Genomic DNA, 17690 nt, shown 5'->3' on the forward strand with positions numbered 1-17690 from the left:
CCCGCGATGGCCTCCCGCCGCCCCTCGACCCGCGCGCGCCCCCAGCTGAGCGATGAGGCCTCAGGCTACGTGCGCGGCATGATCATGTCCGGTGAGTTGCCGCCCGGCACGGCCGTGCGCGCCGAGACCATCGGCGCGGCACTCGGCATTTCCACCACGCCGGCACGCGAGGCGCTGCAGGCGCTGCGGGTGGAAGGTTTCCTCGAGCTCGTGCCCCGGCGCGGGTTCCAGGTGGCCGTGCTCACCGGGCAAGACGTTCGGGACCTGTTCACCGTGCAGGCGCTGATCGCGGGCGAGCTCGCCGCACGGGCCGCCGTCGCCGCCACTCCCGAAGATCTCGCCGAGCTCGAGGCCCTGCACCACGAGCTGATCGCGGCGTCCGCGCGCGGCAACCTCGAGCTGCTCGAGGAGAAAAACCACGCCTTCCACCGAGAAATCAACCTGATTGCCGGTGCTCCCAAAATCATCTGGGCGCTCGGCCTGATGACGCGGTATGTGCCCCGGAAGTTCTATTCCAGCATTCCGGGCTGGCCCGAGGCCACGGCGAACGATCACGCCCAGCTCCTGACGGACATCCGTTCCCATGACGCACAGGCCACTCGCGTGGCCATGCAGGCGCACGTCGAGCACGCCGGCGAGTTGCTCGCCGCACACTTCGACGAGCGAACAAGCGCGGCGGCACTTGACGTGACACCCGGGCCGCCCGATTGAGTCGGGTGGCCCAGGCGTCAACTTAGAGCGCGAAGGTCGAGAGCTGCGGTACAAAGGTCACGATGACGAGGGCGATCAACAACACGCCAACGCTCGGCATAGCCGCCTTCGCAACTCGGAGGATATTCATTCCCGTGAGCCCACTCGCGACGAACAGGTTGAGTCCGAGCGGTGGAGTCATCATGCCGATCTCCAGGTTGAGCACCATGATGATGCCGAAGTGGATCGGGTCGACGCCGAGTTCCATCGCCACCGGCAGCAGCACCGGGGCCAGGATGAGGATGGCGCTCGAGGTCTCCATGAACATGCCCACAACGAGCAGCAGCACGTTCACCATAATCAGGAACATCACCGGGGTGAGCTCTGACGCGAGCAGAGCTTCACTCACCTGGCCCGGGATGCGTTCGGCCGTGAGCACGAACGAGAACAGGATTCCAGAGGCCACGATGAACATCACCATCGACGACGTTCGCGCGGACGCCATCAGAATCGATGGAAGGTCCTTGAGCTTGATCTCCTTGTACACGAAAATCGATACGATCAGGGCGTAGAACACGGCCATGGCTGCGGCTTCGGTGGGGGTGAAGATCCCCGTGTAGATGCCGCCGAGCACGAAGATAGGCAGAAACAGGCTGAGTGAGGCGTCGCGCAGGGCTGTGAAGCGTTCGTATTTGCTCATGCGGATGGCATTCAGGCCCATGCCGTATTTTCTGCGTCGCGAGATGACCACGGCGAGGATGAGCAGCCCGATTCCGGCCATGATTCCCGGCCCGATGCCGGCGACGAACAGGTCGCCGATCGACTGTTCGGTGGAGATTCCATAGACGATGAGCGGAATCGACGGCGGGATCAGAATTCCGAGCGACCCGGAGGTCGTGACGAGCCCGGTGGAGAAGTCCTTGCCATAGCCGCTCTTGATCATGGCCGGAATGATGAGCGTTCCCACGGCCACCACGGTCGCCGGGCTCGAGCCGGAAATGGCCGCGAAGAACATACAGGCGAGCACGGCCGTCATAGCCAGGCCGCCGCGGAACTGACCCACGAGGGCATTGGAGGCCGCGATCAAACGCTTGCTGATTCCGCCGCGGCTCATGAGGTTCGCCGCCACGATGAAAAAGGGGATCGCCATCAAGGGGAACGCATTGAGCGCGTTGAAGAGCCGCTCGGGAACCTGGGTGAGCGGGATGGCCGTGAAGAAGTAGAAGTAGATGAATGATGTGAGCCCCATGGCGACCGCGATGGGTGCGGACGTGAGCAACAGGGCAAACAAGATAACCAGGAGGGCCAGCAGTCCTTCGATCACAGTTTCGCCTCCCCTTCTCCCAGGCCGAGCGCTTCTTCTTCTCGTTCGAACTCGCTTTTGTCTCCGTCAACGGATGCCGGCAGGCCCCGGATGAGTCGCACCAGAATCTCAATCGCTCGCAGCAGCATCAGCGTGAATCCCAGTGGAACAGAGAATTCGACCACCCACAGTGGCAGTTTGAGCGTGGGGGTGACCGTGGAGGTGGAGAACGGTTCGAAGAGCAGCAGCCACGCAAAGAAGCCCACGATGGCGAGGTAGGCAATGGTGACCAGAATGCCGAGGATGTCCATCCGGCGACGGCCGATTCTGCCGAGGAACGGTTCGAAGACCTTCACGGCGATGTGTTCGTTGTGGCGCAGGGTGATGATGGCACCGAGGAAGGTGGAGTAGATGATGAGGTAAACAATGGTCTCCTCACCCCACCAGAGGTGAATGTTAAAGATGGCCCTGAGCAGCACCTGGGCGATGGCAACGAGCGTTGCCACCGCCAGACAGGTGCAGACCAGGAAGTTTTCCACCCGAGTCAAAGCGTGGCTAAACCTGATAATGGGGGCGTCCTTAAGTTGAAGGGCAGCACGACGAAACCCGTGCCGACGGGTGAAAAACGAGGGCGATGGCTAGTCGCGGTTGGCGAGCAGTTCGGCCACGATCTCCGGGCCCAGCACTTCGGAATACTCTTCCCAGACGCTCGGGATGACCGTTGCCATCAGGGCATCGCGCTCCGCGTCGGTCAGCTGAATGATCTCGGTCGACCCTTCGGCGATGATCGCCTGCTTGGCCTCTTCGTTCACCTCGGCCGCGATCTCACGGTTGTAGACACTGGATTCGTCGACGGCGTCGAGAACGAGCTGCTGCAGGTCATCGGGCAGCGACTCGAAGAAGTCATTGTTGATAGCCGGAATGTAGCCGATGTAGCCGTGGTTGGACTCGGTGATGAAGTCCTGAACCGTGTGCATGCTCTGCGTTTCCATGTTCGACCAGGTGTTCTCCTGACCGTTAATGACGCCCTGTTCAAGCGCGCTGTAGACCTCGGCGAAGGCGAGGATAGAGGGGATGGCGTCCCAGGTTTCGAACTGACTCACCAGCACATCGGCCGGCTGGATGCGAAAGCTCAGCCCGGCCATGTCCGCTGCGGCCCGGATCGGAACGTTGGCCCCCATCTGTTTGAAGCCATTGTCCCAGAGGCCGAGCGGCTTAATCTTCGCCGCGCGCAGGTCCTCGTTCTCGAAGATCGCCTTGCCCACGACGGAGTCACGAGAGGCGATCTCGGCGATGTCCTCGCTGCTCTCAAACAGGAATGGCAGGTCGAGCAGCTGCAGCTGCGGGGCGAGAGTGGTGAACTTGGCACTCGCCGGGGCGATCATCTGGATGCTGTTGGACTGCAAGGCCTGCAGCTCATCCTTGTCGCCGTACAGCGAAGAGTTGGGGTACAGCTCGACCTCGATGCGGCCATCCGAGGATGCCTCGAGGATCTCCTTGAATTTCTCGGCGGCGGCGCCTTTGGGCGTGTTCGTCGTCGTCACATGGGAGAAGCCGATCGTGTAGACCTCGTCCTCGTCTCCGCCCGACGCGGCAGACCCGCGGGCGGATGAACAGGACCCGAGAACGAGGACGACTCCGAGCGCGATGGCCGTTGCCCCGATCAGGCGGGATTTACGGGTATGTTGTTGCATTGTTTCTTCCTTATCGTCATTGATTAGGCGAAACGTGACGAGCATTGCGTCAAGTTCATCCAGAACAACGCTATCAAAAAAAATATGCTCTCAACCAAAATAATGCATTATTTTTATAACGAATGCATTGCTGCGGCTATCGAGTGGTGTGCATCTAGCAGGCGTTCAACGCTGTTTCGACAGCATCAGGTGAGGTGCCGACCACACCGACCTGGGCCAGTGTCTTCGCTGGTGACGCAAGCGGAGGCATCCGCCGTACCCGCGCTACGCTGACATGTGCAACTTTCCCTATGGCTGGCCCTCGTGGGCGCCGGCGTGCTGATCAGCTTCACCCCCGGCGCTGGCGCGATCAACACCATGAACAACTCGCTCACCAGCGGATTTCGCCGTTCGATCTGGGGAATTTTCGGGCAGCAGGCGGCGCTTGTCGTGCACGTGATCGTGGTGGCGCTCGGCGTTGGGGTGCTCGTCACCAGCTCACCCGTACTGTTCAACGTCATTCGGTATGCCGGGGCCGCCTACCTGGTGTTTCTGGGCATCCGTTTAATTCTGCAGAAACCCGACCCGTCTCGAGACCTGGCTGCACCGCGAGCCAGGGAACTCGCCTGGTCGATGTTTCGCCGCGGTCTGTGGGTCAACCTGCTCAACCCCAAGGCTCTCGTCTTCTTCCTCGCGTTCATGCCGCAGTTCATCCAGCCGGAGCAGCCGCTGCTCCCCCAGTATCTGGTACTGACCGTCACCGTGGTGCTGATTGACATCCTGGTGATGTGGTTCTTCTTCGCGGTCGCGGCCAAATCGTTTCAGCGCTTCACGAACACCACTCGCGGCCAGCTCATTCTCAACCGCTTGTTCGGCCTGCTGTTCATATCCGTCGCGCTGCTGCTGGCGCTGGTGCACTGAGCAGTTCACGAGCGGGAACATCGTGCGGGAGCGCGGCAGCTTGAGCGGGGGCGTGCCCAGCCTGGGCGAGGCAGAATAGAAGGATGAGCGACGCCGACGATTTCGTGGATCGCACGCTGCAGTACGAAGCAACCTGGGAACGCGCGGCCGAGTCGCGGGCTCGGTTCGGGACCGAACTGGAGTTCTACGGCGCCTCGGTCGGCGCCGTGCGCGGCACCATCCGCGATCTGGCCCGCCGATACAAGAACATGACGCACGACGAAGTAACGGCGCTGAGCTCTGAATTGTGGAAGGTTCCGGTCTTCGAACGCCGCCTCGCCGCCATCGTGCTGCTGCAATCCAACGTGACCCGACTCGACAACACCGATCTCACCCGCATTGAGGGGTTTCTACGCGGCGCGGTCCTGCCGGAGCTGGTCGATCCGCTCACCCTCGACGTCGTGCTCCCCATGGTGCGGGCGCTCAGCGGGCCGAGTCGTTTGAGAGCGGATGCCACCCTCGAACGTTGGGCGCACGACGGCGACCCCTGGCTGCGTCGCGCCGCCGACGGCGTTAGCGCGAGAATCACGCCATAGGTACAAGCCGGGTGCAGGGATTCCCCAGGCTTCGAAGGCGGCGATCGCCTCAGCGTTGAGCGAGGAACGCACCAGCGGAGTGTCGATGAAGCCAGGCCGACGGCGTTGGTGCGCACGTTCCCCGCGTCTACCGCAACGCCGGAGACCACACCGGTCGTTACAGGCGGGGTCGGCCAGCCCAGCGGGCGGCTTTGAGGGCCAGGTGCAGCTCGAGACGAGCATGCCCACCCAGTGGGTCAACACCCAGCAGAGAACGGATGCGCCGCAGCCTGTTGTACACACTGGTTCGATGCAGGTGCAGGTGCTCGGCGACCTCGGCCACGGAACCGTCCTTGTCGTAGAGCAGCTCGAGCACGGGCAGCAGTTCCCCGTTCCGGTCGAGATCCCTCAACTCGGAGAACAGCGATGACTCGAACGCCGACACCTCTCGACCCACAACGGCCAGAAATTGGTAGACCCCCAGCGCGCGAAACGAGACGACCCTGCCGAGTTGGGCATCCACCCGAGCCGCCTGCACGGCGCTCCGCGCCTCGGCGTAGGCGCCCGGCAGCCCGCGCAGGTCGGTGAAGGGTTCGCTCAGCCCAAGCAGAGCGGGCGCCGCCACCTGGCCCCCACGGCGCGCGACTTCGAGCTCGAACCGTCTCAGAACCTCGGACTGGTCGAAGCCGTCGATCTCGTCGTGCAGCAGTAGCACGGCATGCGTTTCGGTTCCGGCTGAGAACAGCACGGTGTCAATGCCGAGAGTGGAGTGAAGTGCGGAGAGCCGGTGCAGCAGACCACTCTCGGCAGGGTTGCGCTGAACATTGTCACCGCGCTCCAGCAGCGTGGCGAGACGCCAGGGTCCGCGCCCGTGCAAGCATGGCCAACCGCCCACCGCCACCACGGCGTCGCGGTCGCCCAAACAGGCGGCGAGAAATTGCCCTTCGCTGGCGAGACGCCCGTTAGAATCCGCGCTCGAGCGGTTGAGAAGCATCTCCGCGAGGGCATCCAGCTCCGGGCGAATGATGCCCAACTCACGCAGAATGGACTCCGGCGTCTGCTCGTCGTCGAGCTGGAGGACCCACAGATAGCCCACCCGGAATCCACGCGCCAGCAGCGGCACGCACACGCGGCCCAACATTCCGAGATCGGCATTGGCCGGAACGGGAACCGGTTTTACCGCCGTTGCGATACCGTGGCTCAGCTGCCAGGCGCTGACGTCGGGCGGAACCAGCTTGCTCAGCAGAAAATTCGTGCGCACGCGGTCAGCCGTAGGGCGATGCGCACTATACGCAAGCAGCCCGCCGTCGAGGTCTTCGAGCGAGAGAGCACGGCCCAGATGGGCAGCGATAATAACTACCGCCTGGTCGATATCGGCCGCTGTCATAGCTTCAATCCTACGGAGCCGTGTGGACGCCTGGCGACAATCAACGAGCCGTGACGCTACAAATGTCGAGTCGGCCGCGGGGTGTCTGCCGAGTGGGACACATCGGACCCCGGCGGCGACAGCGAAGAACCCCTGTAAAGGCGGCAAATTTGGGGTGGTGAGGCGTGCGAGGACCAGCCCACGGCATCCGCTGCCCGGCCGCCCCGCCGGGAGAGCCGCGAAAACCCGGGCTTATCGTTCTTACGCCGACCAAAGTCGATCGGCCTGCGTCTACCAGGAACAGGAGTTCCCCATGATCATTGGTGTTCCCACCGAAGTTAAGAACAACGAATTCCGTGTGGCCATCACCGCCGCCGGAGTGCACGAAGCCAAGCTGCACGGCCACACCGTGCTGGTGCAGGCCGGCGCCGGTATCGCCTCCGGCTTCGCCGACGCCGACTACATGGCTGCCGGTGCCGTGATCGCCCCGAGCGCCTTCGAGGTGTGGGCAAGCGCCGACATGATCCTCAAGGTGAAAGAGCCGGTCACCGCCGAGTACGCGTATTTTCGTGAGGGCCTGATCCTCTTCACCTACCTGCACCTCGCCGCCGAGCCCGCTCTCGCCGCCGCCCTGCTTGAGGCGGGCGTCACCGCCATCGCCTACGAGACCGTGCAGAAGGCCGACCGCACGCTGCCCCTGCTCGCCCCGATGAGCGAGGTCGCCGGACGCCTGGCCGTTCAGGTCGGCGCCGCGTCGATGACTCGCCCCGGCGGCGGCCCCGGCATGCTGATGGGCGGCGTACCCGGAGTGCGCGCCGCCAAGGTGACCGTCATCGGCGCCGGCGTCGCAGGCTCCAACGCCGCCGCCATGGCGCTCGGCATGGGCGCGGACGTCACCATCCTGGACATCAACATCGACCGCCTGCGCGAACTCGACGCCCTGTACGCCGGACGTCTCAAGACCATCGCCTCCAACGCCTACGAGATCGACCGCTCGCTGACCGAGGCCGACCTCGTAATAGGCTCCGTGCTGATCCCGGGCGCCAAGGCCCCAAAGCTCGTCACCAACGAGCTCGTGTCGCGCATGAAGCGGGGCTCGGTGCTCGTCGACATCGCGGTGGACCAGGGCGGCTGCTTCGAAGGCACCCACGCCACCACTCACGAGGACCCCACGTTCCCCGTGCACGGCTCGATCTTCTATTGCGTCGCCAACATGCCCGGCGCCGTTCCGCAGACCTCGACCCTTGCACTCACGAACGTCACCCTGCCCTACGCTCTGTCAATCGCCGACCGGGGCGTGCGCGCCGCGTTCGAGCGGGACGCCGCCCTCGCCGGAGGGCTTAATATCGCCGCCGGAAAGATCACGAACCGTTCGGTGAGCGTGGCCCTCGACCTGCCGCTCGCGGACTGGACCGATTTGATCAGTCGGGTCGAGCCCGCGCTGGTCTGAGAGCGCTGTTTTCAAAGCGCTCTGCAGCGCTGTTTCAACGTGCTGCTCTAGCAGCGCTGCGTAGCGGATGCCGGGCGCGGGCCTATCGGCCGGCCCTGGCATCCGCTGCCCGCTTTGTCTCAGAGTTCGAAAGAACCCGACGCTCTGTCAATCGCCTGGACTACAAGGAAGTAACTCCGATGTCGCAATTGAAAACCAACACTCGACCCGCCCCGAACACGCAGCCACACCTGGCCCGATCGCTCTCGAACCGTCATATCCAGCTGATCGCCATCGGCGGCGCGATCGGAACGGGCCTGTTCATGGGCTCAGGAAAGACCATCTCCCTCGCGGGGCCGTCCGTGATCTTCGTCTATATGATCATCGGCTTCATGCTGTTCTTCGTCATGCGGGCCATGGGCGAGTTGTTGCTCTCCAACCTCGACTACAAGTCATTCAGCGACTTTGCTGGGGACCTGCTCGGGCCGTGGGCCGGCTTCTTCACGAGCTGGACGTACTGGCTTTGCTGGATCGTGACCGCCATCGCCGAGCTGATCGCGATCGCGCTGTATACGAGCTTCTGGTGGCCCGATCTGCCGCTGTGGATTCCGGCCCTCGGTGCCGTGTTGATTCTGCTTGGCTTCAACCTCACGAGCGTCAAGGCGTTCGGCGAGACCGAGTTCTGGTTCGCGCTGATCAAGATCGTCGCGATCGTCACGCTCATCATCGTGGGGCTCGTGATGGTGTTCACAAAGTTCCAGTCCCCCGGCGGCACGCCGGCGAGTTTCAGCAACCTGTGGAACGACGGCGGGATGTTTCCGACCGGTCCGATGGGGTTCATCGCAGGCTTCCAGCTCTCCGTGTTTGCGTTCCTCGGGGTCGAGCTCGTGGGCACGACGGCCGCCGAAGCGCAGCACCCGGAGAAGAACCTTCCCAAGGCCATCAACTCGATCCCCATTCGCATCATGCTGTTCTACGTGCTGGCCCTGATCGTGATCATGGCGGTCACTCCGTGGCGTGAGGTCACCGCCGATGTGAGCCCGTTCGTGGCGATGTTCGCCCTCGCGGGGCTCGGCGCGGCCGCAGCCGTGATCAATTTCGTCGTGCTCACCAGCGCGACATCCTCCGCGAACTCCGGCCTATATTCCACATCGAGAATGCTCTTCGGGCTGTCGGTCGAGGGTACGGCACCGGGGCGTTTTCAACGCCTGAGCCGCCACCGGGTGCCCGCCAACGCGCTGTTGTTCTCCTGCATGTTTTTGCTCGTATCCGCTGTTCTGCTGTATGCGAGCTCGTCGATCATCGCCGTGTTCACCGTGGTGACGACCATGGCATCGGTACTGTTCATCTTCGTGTGGTCCATCATCGTGGTGAGCTACATCGTGTACCGCAAGCGTCGCCCGGCACTGCACGCGGCCTCCAAGTTCAAAATGCCCGGCGGCGTCTACATGTGTTATGTCCTGCTCGCGTTCTTCGTCTTCCTGATCTGGGCGCTCACCCAGAAGGCCGATACCCTGCAGGCGCTGCTCGTGACGCCGGTGTGGTTCATCGGGCTCGGCGTCGTCTGGCTGATTATTCGCCGTCGCCCCGAACTGGCCGGCCATCAGGAACTTCACCGGGCAAATGTGCAGGCCGATCGGGCCGCGGCACTCGCCTTCCGGCGCTGATCCGGCCGGACCAGGGTCACCGTTCGTCACCAACTTCGGAGGGTCGGGCCGCGCCCGAATGATCGGTACGCTGGCGGCATGGAGAACACCGTGAAACCGCAACCGCGCCGCGCCGTCGTGGCGGCTGCCGCGGGCTTCGCGGCCTTGGCCGCCTACGCGATTGTGGGCGCCCTGCAGATTCTGGTGTGGAATCCGTTGGCGGCAGTTCCGGGCGCCACGCTCGGGCAGATCCGCGCTGAGATGGCGCGCGCGGATCAGCCGCTCACCGCGAACTGGGTTCTCGCCTGGGGCATGAGCGGAATCGTGCTCGCCACCGTCGTTCTGCTGGTGACGATCGTACGGATGAACAGCCGGGTCGGGCCGGTGGTCGCGGCCTACCTGGTGCTGTTGGTATTTGCAGCTCCCGGACACTTTTTCGCGGGTTTCGGGCCTGGCATGTCGCTCGCTGACACCTTTTTAGTCTCGGGCGCAGACCACGCGCCCTGGGGCATGTTGCTCTACGTCGTTAGCGCCGCCAGTCTGCTCGCTTTGATCGTGCTGATCATTCGGGCCGGGCGCTCCGCCACCGCTCACGCAGTGAGGCACGGGTAGTTCGAGTCTTCGTCAGTCGACGACTTCGATCTGGGTGCGAATGTATTCCTTCTCACTATCGGAGAGGGCGGCCGGGCCTGGCTCGATAGTCGCGTCACACAGGCGGGCCACTTCGTCCAACGCCTCCGTGCTCAAAGGGGCATCCAGGTTCGCCAGGATCTCGTGCTTGAAGTCGATGTCAAGGTGCGGCCACCAGCGGTCAATGGGGGGCAGAACGGTCGCACTCATGAGAATCTCCTGTTCAGCGGTCAGAGTCGTGAGCCGCAATTCCATGATGCGCCGAGTTCTGCCGTCCCGATAGGGGCGAAGCATCGGTGAAGCGGATGCCCGCCCGACACCTCGGCGCCGTTGGTCGTGTCGTACCCCACGCGTAGGCTGCGAGCATGCGCGCAATTATCGTGAACTCTCCCGGTGGTCCTGAAGCTCTCACCCTGACGACGGTGCCCGATCTCGTTGTCGGGGCCTACGACATCCGTTTGGCGGTGGCTGCGGCAGGTGTGAACCGTGCGGATATCGTGCAACGGCAGGGCCACTACCCCTCGCCGGCCGACGCGCCGCAGTGGCCGGGGCTGGAGGAGTCTGGTCTGGTCATCGAGGTGGGCGAGGACGTGACCCGGTTCGGCGTCGGCGACCGGGTGTGTGCGCTGCTCGCCGGCGGCGGGTATGCCACCGAAGCCGTGGTGCACGAAGATCTGGCACTGCTGGTTCCACTGTCGATGGACCTCATCGACGCCGCGGCCCTGCCGGAAGCCCTCGCCACGGTCTGGTCGAACGTGTTCATGAGCGCTGAACTCGCGCCCGGCGAGACGCTGCTCGTGCACGGCGGCGGGAGCGGAATCGGCACGACCGCCATTCAGCTCGCCCGACTCATGGACGCCCGTGTGGCCGTGACGGCCGGATCCGCCGAGAAACTCGCCGCGTGCGCGAGCCTCGGGGCACAGATTCTGATCAACTACCACGAGCAGGATTTCGTCGCCGAGATCAACACCGCCACCGACGGGCACGGCGCCGACGTGATCCTCGACATCATGGGCGGCGCCTATGCGGCGCGCAATATCGAGGCGGTCGCGGTGAACGGGCGCATCATGGTGCTCGCCAACCAGAGCGGCGAACCGGCCACGTTCGACCCGTTTCGCCTCATGCAGAAGCGCGCCCGCTATTGGGGCACCACCCTGCGATCGCGGCCGCTGGCCGAAAAGATCGCCATTCTGCGTTCCCTGGAGTCGGCGGTCTGGCCGTGGATCGCGTCGGGCGAGTTCCGACCGGTGATCGACGGCCGGTTTTCGTTTGCGAGTGCAGCAGATGCGCACCGGCGGCTGGAAGCATCCACTCACGTCGGCAAGATCGTGCTGGTGCCGTAGCCAGCGCTTACCGGCCGGCGGGCGGCATCCGTTATTGGGATCAGTCGTGCGGTCGAAAGCTGCTCGCGCGGCCGGCCTGCCGGGGGCGCGAGCAGCTTTCGGGCACGGCCCGTTCAGCGGGTGTAGTGCGACTCCTGCAGCTCGTACACCGGAGTGTCGAGCCCCTCCATGCGCGCTTTGATCTGCAGCGCGAGGTAGTTCGAGTAGTGCCGACTCTGGTGCAGGTTTCCGCCGTGAATCCACAGCTGAGGAACGTTTGTGGGCTTCCACATGTTGCGCAGCTCACCCTCCCAGGGCCCAGGATCCTTCGGCGTATCGGACCCGTAACCCCAGCAGCGGCCCACCTGATCGGCAACCTCTGTCGAGACGAGATCGGCTAGCCATCCGTTCATGGAGCCATACCCGGTGGCATACACGATCAGGTCAGCATCCAGCTCGGTGCCGTCCGCGAGCACCACGGACTTGGGCGTAATGTGGTCGAGTTGGCCCGATTTCACAGCGACGCGACCGTCAATGAGCAACTGCGATGCCCCCACATCGATGTAGTATCCCGACCCACGGCGCAGGTATTTCAGGAACAGGCCCGAGCCATCCGTTCCAAAATCCAAATCGAACCCGACTTCGCTGAGCTGGGCATAGAAGTCGGCATCGCGCTCGGCCATCTGCTCGAAGACCGGAATCTGCGCGGACGGCAATATTCGGTAGGGCAGTGACGCGAAAAGCAGGTCGGCCTTTTCCGTGGTCACCCCGTTCGCCAGCGCCTGCTCAGAGTACAGGCCGCCGAGCGCAAGGTCCATGAGCGAGTCGCTGCGGGAGATGTGCGTCGACGAGCGCTGCACCATGGTGACGTCGGCCCCGTGCTCCCAGAGGTCGGCACAGATGTCGTGGGCCGAGTTGTTGGACCCGATCACGACCGCCTTCTTGCCGGTATAGTCCCCTCCTCCCGGGTGCTTCGACGAGTGGTGTTGCTCCCCTTCAAACAACCCAGCGCCATCGAAGACCGGCGTATTTGGGTAGCCCGAGACACCAAGCGCAAAAACCAGTTGCTTGGGTCGCAAGGTGACCGGAGTGCCGTCTCGCACAACCTGCACGACCCACTCCTGGGCGTCCTCGTCGAACGCCGCCTTAGTGCATTCGGTGCTCGACCAATAGTTCAGCTCCATGATGCTCGTGTAGTGCTCAAGCCAGTCGCCGATCTTGTCTTTCGAGGCGAAGACCGGCCAGTCCTCGGGAAACTTCAGGTACGGCAGGTGGTCGTACCATACCGGGTCGTGCAGATGCAGCGACTTGTAGCGGTTGCGCCACGAATCCCCGGCCTTCGCGTTCTTCTCGATCACAATCGTGGGAACACCGAGCCGGCGCATGCGGGCAGCCAGGCCAATGCCGCCCTGCCCACCACCCACGATGACGCAATAGGGCTGCTCTTCGTAGCCGAGGCGCGCCTCCTGTGCCGTCTTATTCTCGAGCCAGGATGTGCGGCCCTTTGTGATTTTGTGGGAGACGCCCTGGTCGCGGTTTCGGCCTTTCTTCTCTTCAAAGCCTTTGAGTTCCTGCATCGTGGTGAGCAGGGTGTAACACAGGCCATCGTTGAGCCGTAGGTGCGCATAGCCGCGGGCCTGGCCGGTTTCAAAGGTCACCCACGCTTCGACGGCACCCGCCGCGCCGGTTGCGGGTTCGGCGAGCGCCCAGCTGTACGGGCGCACTTCGTCGAGGGTGACAGCGAGCATCCGCTCTATGTCGGCCTTGCCCTCGAGAGTTTTCAGGTTCCAGGTAAACGACACGAAATCGCGCCAATAGCACTCGTCCGCGAACAACGCCACTGCGCCATCGATATCGCGGTTTTGTAACGCGGAGTCAAACCGGGCGAGCCAGTTTTCGACCACGGTGGTCGGTGAATCGGGCATGTCACTCCTTTGTGAGCTAGCGGAAGGTGAGCCCATTGTCGGACGCGACCTGTATGTTCAAGTACACGGCCGCAGGGGTTACACAGGCGTTACACCCGGTGCTCCTGCTTGGCGCCATCGTCGGATCCAATGGAGGAGACATCGCATGACCCACGGCCCGAACACCACCGTTCTCACTGCTGACCAGCGTTTCTCCTCCCCCCATGAATACGAACGGATGCTGCGCGCGGCCCATGAGGTAACACTGGCCGGTTCGCCCCCGCTCGGGATCAGCACCGAGGTTTGGGAATCCTGGCAGCGTTCGCTGGCTGCGGGCATCGACCCCGACCGACACCTGCCCCGGCATCTGCACGAGGTGGCCGACGTCGTTGCGCTGCGCCGCGGCCATGCACTAGAGGCCGTGATGCCAGCCCTCAGTGAGCTTCTCTCTGATGAGAGCTCTGATGGGCAGCATCTGCTCGTACTCGCCGACGCGAGTGGAGAGGTGCTGTGGCGGGTCGGCAGCCGCGCGGCATTGCGGCAGGCCGACAGGCTCGAGTTCGTCGAGGGCGCTGACTGGTCCGAGGCCGGGGTAGGAACGAACGCGATCAGCGAAGTCGTCCTGAGTGGGCGCGCCGCACAGTTATTCTCGGCCGAACACCTCGTGCGCACTCACCACGACTGGGCGTGCACAGCTTCACCGATTCGGGACGCGGACAGCGGCGCGGTCATCGGCGTCTTGAATGTATCCGGGCCACTCAACACGGTCACGGCCGACAGCATGCGCATGGTCAAGTGCGGGGTGCGGCTCGCCGAGGAGTTGTTGCGGGCGGCGCGACGAGAACTCGGGCGCGGGTCGCAGTTGATGACTGCTGGGCGCTCAACTGCGGTCTTGTCGGTGGCCTCGTCTGCGCTCACCTCCGTGGCATCGCTCGCTCTGCTCGGTGATAGCCCAGGGGTGGTCGGCGGCGATGGACGCCGAGTGCCGCTCTCGCTGCGCCGCGCGGAGATTCTGGCCTTGCTCGACTCACGGGATCGCGGATGGAGCGCCGACGAACTCGCCTACGCCATTCACGGGGAAACAGGCTTAGCCGCCACCATCCGCATCGAGATGCACCGTATTCGCCACGTGCTCGGCGAGTCACTGGAGTCCACGCCGTATCGCCTCGGCTCCACCCTGCGAGGCTCGTCCGACGTGGGGCGGGTACTGCGGCTCGTGCGCGAGGGCCAGGTTGCCGCAGCCCTCGCGGCGTACTCTGCCCCACTGCTGGTGAGGTCGACCGCCGGGGCCATCGAACCGCTGCGCGCCGAACTCACAAGCGCGGTCGGAGCATCCGTTCGTGCAAGCGGAGACGCCGAGCTGCTGCGCCGCTGGTGCGCGACCGAGATGGGGAGCAATGATCGCGAGGCGGTGCAGGCCCTTGGCAGCTTGGCTGGCATCGACGATGCCGGCTACCTGGCATCGCTCGCGCGCCTGAGCCGCATCGACCGCGAGCTCGGCTGTTAGTTCTGTGGAGGTGACCAACGCTGTATAGACTCACGACACATGTCCGAGCCCTGACCCACAAATAAATCTAGGCAACCGGGTTCAGGTCCTGGGAAATGGACTCCACGGCGGCGCGCAGCGCGGGAATGGCGAGTTCTGCAAACGCATCATCGACCCGGGACACCGGCCCGGAGACGCTGACGGCGGTCGGCGTCGGCGCATCCGGAACCGCCATCGCGAAGCAGCGCACACCAATTTCCTGCTCACCATCGTCGATGGAGTAGCCGCGTTCCCGGATTCGGGCCAGGTCAGCCAGGAGATCGTTCACGCTGCCGATGCTCATCGTCGTGGGAGTGGGCATGCCAGCCCTGGCCACAATGGCGCGCACGGCGTCATCGCTCAGCTGGGCCAGAATCGCTTTGCCGACTCCTGTGGCATGAGTATGCGCGCGTCGGCCGACCTCCGTGAACATGCGCATGGAGTGTTTGGATGGAGCCTGGGCGATGTAAAGCGCCATGTCGGCATCGAGAACAGCCATGTTCGCCGTCTCCCCCAGTTGGTCGACAAGGGCCCGGAGTTGGGCCCCAGCCAGGGCGCCGAGCTGCTTACTGGCTGCCGTTCCGAGGCGAATGAGACCTGGGCCCAGCGCGTAACGCCGATTGGCGAGCTGACGAATGTATCCCTTCGCCACCAGCGTGCGCAGCAGCCGATGAATGGTCGGCAGGGGCAGCTCGGTGGAGGCCGCGAGCTCGCTCAGCATCACCTGCCCGCCAGCGGCCGTGATCAGCTCGAGGAGTTCAAAAACCCGCTCCACGGATTGCACACCGCTGCCAGCCGTGCGTTCTGCCATCTTTATGCCTCCAGGCCATACGTGGCAACGGATATCCGCATTGTGGAAATATCGCCAGGTTACCCAGATTACACAGAAGTTGACGCCGGGCCGCACTGACCGTAGTCTTTCCATATAACAAAAACTAACTTCCACAATACGAAACTTGGTGGAATCAAGTCGCATAATCATCAACTCGAGGAGCAAGGACGCCCCCATGCTGTACACCGTAAACTGCTCCATCCTGCTGACCGAACTGCCGTTGCTCCAGCGCCCAGCCGCGGCCAAAGCCGCCGGATTCGACGCGGTCGAGTTCTGGTGGCCCTTTGCCGCCGCCGTTCCCACCGAAACGCAGATTGCCGACTTTGAGAACGCAATCACGGATGCCGACGTTCGACTGACCGGTTTGAACTTTGCGGCCGGCGACATGCCGGCCGGTGATCGAGGTCTGGTGTCCTGGCCAGCCCGATCCGACGAGTTTCGCGACAATCTGGCCGTCGCCGCTGGCATCGGCGGGCACCTCGGCTGCACGTCCTTCAACGCCCTCTACGGAAACCGTATCGACGGCGTTGCCCCAGAGGAACAAGATGAGCTCGCTATCGAAAATCTCTCCCTCGCCGCACGATTCGTCGCCCCGATCGGTGGCACCGTGTTGCTGGAGCCGGTGAGCGGGGCACCGAAGTATCCCCTGCGCACGGCGGCCGACGTGCTGGCCGTGATCGAACGGGTGAGCATCCAGAGCGGCGACACGAACATCAAACTACTCGCCGATTTTTACCACCTGGCCGTCAACGGCGACGATGTCGAGGCCGTGATCTCCGAGCACGCGCACCGATTCGGACACATCCAGATTGCCGACGCACCCGGGCGCGGCGAACCAGGAACGGGCACGCTACCCATTCACGAATGGCTCGCGCACAGTCACGGTCTCGGCTATGACGGCCCCATCGGGCTGGAATACAAGACGGTCGCAACAAATCCGTTTGCCTGGCTTGAAACCGCCTAACCGACCGCTGCGCATCCAACACCCTTGAGAAAAGGACAAATAAAATGAATAATGTCGCCGTCATCGGCCTGGGAATAATGGGCCTGCCCATGGCAATCAATCTCGTGAAGGCTGGCCACAACGTCGTCGGTTTCAACCGCAGTTCGGCACGAATTGACGAGCTGGTCGCCGCGGGCGGTCGAGGCGCGGCGAGTATCCCCGACGCCGTGCGGGATGCCAACGTCGTGATCACGATGCTGCCAGACTCGCCCGATGTCGAAGACGTCGTCAGCGGCCCGGACGGTGTCTTCGCCCATACGCCGGCCGGCGCCTATTGGATTGACGCCAGCACCATCCGGCCCGACGTTGCCGTTCGCCTGGCCGGAGCTGCGAGGGACGCCGGGCTCAAGCCCGTCGACGCCCCGGTCTCCGGCGGCGAAGCCGGCGCAATTGAGGGCACCCTGTCGATCATGGTCGGCGGGGAGTTCGCCGACGTCGAGGCCATCCGTGGCGTACTCGACGCTATGGGCAGCACCGTGGTCCACGTCGGTCCGGCTGGATCCGGCCAAACGGTCAAGGCCGCCAACCAGCTCATCGTCGCCGGCACCATCCAGCTCGTCGCCGAGGCGCTCGTGTTTCTGGAGGCGCACTCGGTCGATACCGAAGCATCCGTCAAGGTTCTGGCTGGCGGGCTGGCCGGCAATCGCATCCTGGACCGCAAGGCCGCAGGTATGGTGGCGCGCACGTTCGAACCGGGTTTCCGGGTCGACCTGCACCACAAGGACCTCGGCATAGTCACCGCAGCGGCCCGCGCGGCCGGCGTCGCCATTCCGCTTGGTTCGATGGTGGCCCAGCTAATGGGCACCCTGCGCGCCGAAGGCCACGGCTCGCTCGACCACTCCGCATTGCTGCTGTTGGTCGAGCAGATGTCCGGCCGCTCGCACGCCTGAAC

General features: G+C 63.9%; 17 protein-coding genes. 10 read left to right on the forward strand and 7 right to left on the reverse strand.

From position 1 onward, the window contains the following. Positions 1 to 6: 6 nt before the first annotated feature. Positions 7 to 711, forward strand: a complete 705-nt coding sequence (locus tag CXY80_RS17890) for a GntR family transcriptional regulator (RefSeq protein ID WP_092448849.1) — start codon at positions 7 to 9, stop codon at positions 709 to 711. Between the two features lie 22 nt (positions 712 to 733). Here the strand turns inward: CXY80_RS17890 and CXY80_RS17895 are convergent, their stop codons facing one another. The 3 genes from CXY80_RS17895 to CXY80_RS17905 form a co-directional block, all read right to left on the reverse strand. Continuing rightward, entirely contained in the window at positions 734 to 2014 is a 1281-nt protein-coding gene (locus tag CXY80_RS17895; RefSeq protein ID WP_198415523.1) for a TRAP transporter large permease, read from the reverse strand. Beyond that, positions 2011 to 2532 carry a TRAP transporter small permease gene (locus tag CXY80_RS17900; protein ID WP_158251701.1) on the reverse strand — a complete coding sequence of 174 codons (522 nt, stop codon included), beginning with the start codon at positions 2530 to 2532 and terminating at the stop codon, positions 2011 to 2013. The genes CXY80_RS17895 and CXY80_RS17900 overlap by 4 nt, the downstream gene beginning before the upstream one ends. Positions 2533 to 2631: 99 nt before the next feature. Next, positions 2632 to 3687 (reverse strand): DctP family TRAP transporter solute-binding subunit, encoded by a 1056-nt coding sequence (locus CXY80_RS17905; RefSeq protein ID WP_158251702.1) that lies wholly within the window; start codon positions 3685 to 3687, stop codon positions 2632 to 2634. Between the two features lie 276 nt (positions 3688 to 3963). On the opposite strand from CXY80_RS17905, the gene CXY80_RS17910 reads away from it, so the two are divergent. After that, entirely contained in the window at positions 3964 to 4587 is a 624-nt protein-coding gene (locus tag CXY80_RS17910; protein ID WP_104133277.1) for a LysE family transporter, read from the forward strand. A gap of 83 nt (positions 4588 to 4670) precedes the next feature. After that, entirely contained in the window at positions 4671 to 5162 is a 492-nt protein-coding gene (locus CXY80_RS17915; RefSeq protein ID WP_092448853.1) for a DNA alkylation repair protein, read from the forward strand. Positions 5163 to 5319: 157 nt separating this feature from the next. On the opposite strand, the gene CXY80_RS17920 is transcribed toward CXY80_RS17915, so the two are convergent. After that, positions 5320 to 6528: a CdaR family transcriptional regulator gene (locus CXY80_RS17920; protein ID WP_104133278.1), complete on the reverse strand. Its 1209-nt coding sequence runs from the start codon at positions 6526 to 6528 to the stop codon at positions 5320 to 5322. Between the two features lie 292 nt (positions 6529 to 6820). On the opposite strand from CXY80_RS17920, the gene ald reads away from it, so the two are divergent. The 3 genes from ald to CXY80_RS17935 all read left to right on the forward strand — a co-directional run bounded on the left by ald (position 6821) and on the right by CXY80_RS17935 (position 10194). Beyond that, entirely contained in the window at positions 6821 to 7957 is a 1137-nt protein-coding gene (gene ald / locus CXY80_RS17925; RefSeq protein WP_092448855.1) for an alanine dehydrogenase, read from the forward strand. A 179-nt stretch (positions 7958 to 8136) separates the two neighbouring features. After that, on the forward strand, positions 8137 to 9603 hold the full coding sequence (cycA, locus tag CXY80_RS17930; RefSeq protein ID WP_092448856.1) for a D-serine/D-alanine/glycine transporter: 1467 nt from the start codon (positions 8137 to 8139) through the stop codon (positions 9601 to 9603). Positions 9604 to 9681: 78 nt separating this feature from the next. Then, positions 9682 to 10194, forward strand: a complete 513-nt coding sequence (locus tag CXY80_RS17935; protein ID WP_233195449.1) for a hypothetical protein — start codon at positions 9682 to 9684, stop codon at positions 10192 to 10194. A gap of 12 nt (positions 10195 to 10206) precedes the next feature. Here CXY80_RS17935 and CXY80_RS17940 read toward each other — a convergent pair whose 3' ends face one another. Continuing rightward, entirely contained in the window at positions 10207 to 10422 is a 216-nt protein-coding gene (locus tag CXY80_RS17940; RefSeq protein ID WP_134495345.1) for a hypothetical protein, read from the reverse strand. Positions 10423 to 10577: 155 nt separating this feature from the next. Between CXY80_RS17940 and CXY80_RS17945 the strand changes: the two genes are divergently transcribed. Further along, positions 10578 to 11555, forward strand: coding sequence for an NAD(P)H-quinone oxidoreductase (locus CXY80_RS17945; protein ID WP_104133279.1), 978 nt, complete (start codon positions 10578 to 10580; stop codon positions 11553 to 11555). 113 nt (positions 11556 to 11668) lie between these two features. On the opposite strand, the gene CXY80_RS17950 is transcribed toward CXY80_RS17945, so the two are convergent. Beyond that, complete coding sequence (locus tag CXY80_RS17950; RefSeq protein WP_092448859.1) at positions 11669 to 13459, reverse strand: NAD(P)/FAD-dependent oxidoreductase; 1791 nt, start codon at positions 13457 to 13459, stop codon at positions 11669 to 11671. A 145-nt stretch (positions 13460 to 13604) separates the two neighbouring features. Between CXY80_RS17950 and CXY80_RS17955 the strand changes: the two genes are divergently transcribed. Continuing rightward, a complete protein-coding gene (locus CXY80_RS17955) occupies positions 13605 to 14945 on the forward strand; it encodes a transcriptional regulator (RefSeq protein WP_104133280.1) in 1341 nt (446 codons plus the stop codon). A 67-nt stretch (positions 14946 to 15012) separates the two neighbouring features. Here CXY80_RS17955 and CXY80_RS17960 read toward each other — a convergent pair whose 3' ends face one another. Continuing rightward, positions 15013 to 15774 (reverse strand): IclR family transcriptional regulator, encoded by a 762-nt coding sequence (locus tag CXY80_RS17960; RefSeq protein WP_092448861.1) that lies wholly within the window; start codon positions 15772 to 15774, stop codon positions 15013 to 15015. 196 nt (positions 15775 to 15970) lie between these two features. Between CXY80_RS17960 and CXY80_RS17965 the strand changes: the two genes are divergently transcribed. Then, complete coding sequence (locus tag CXY80_RS17965; RefSeq protein ID WP_092448978.1) at positions 15971 to 16759, forward strand: hydroxypyruvate isomerase family protein; 789 nt, start codon at positions 15971 to 15973, stop codon at positions 16757 to 16759. Positions 16760 to 16803: 44 nt separating this feature from the next. Next, positions 16804 to 17688, forward strand: coding sequence for a 2-hydroxy-3-oxopropionate reductase (locus tag CXY80_RS17970; protein WP_092448862.1), 885 nt, complete (start codon positions 16804 to 16806; stop codon positions 17686 to 17688). The last annotated feature ends 2 nt before the right edge of the window (positions 17689 to 17690 follow it).

The organism is Cryobacterium sp. M91 (assembly GCF_002929615.1).
GTDB classification, from domain to species: domain Bacteria; phylum Actinomycetota; class Actinomycetes; order Actinomycetales; family Microbacteriaceae; genus Cryobacterium; species Cryobacterium levicorallinum.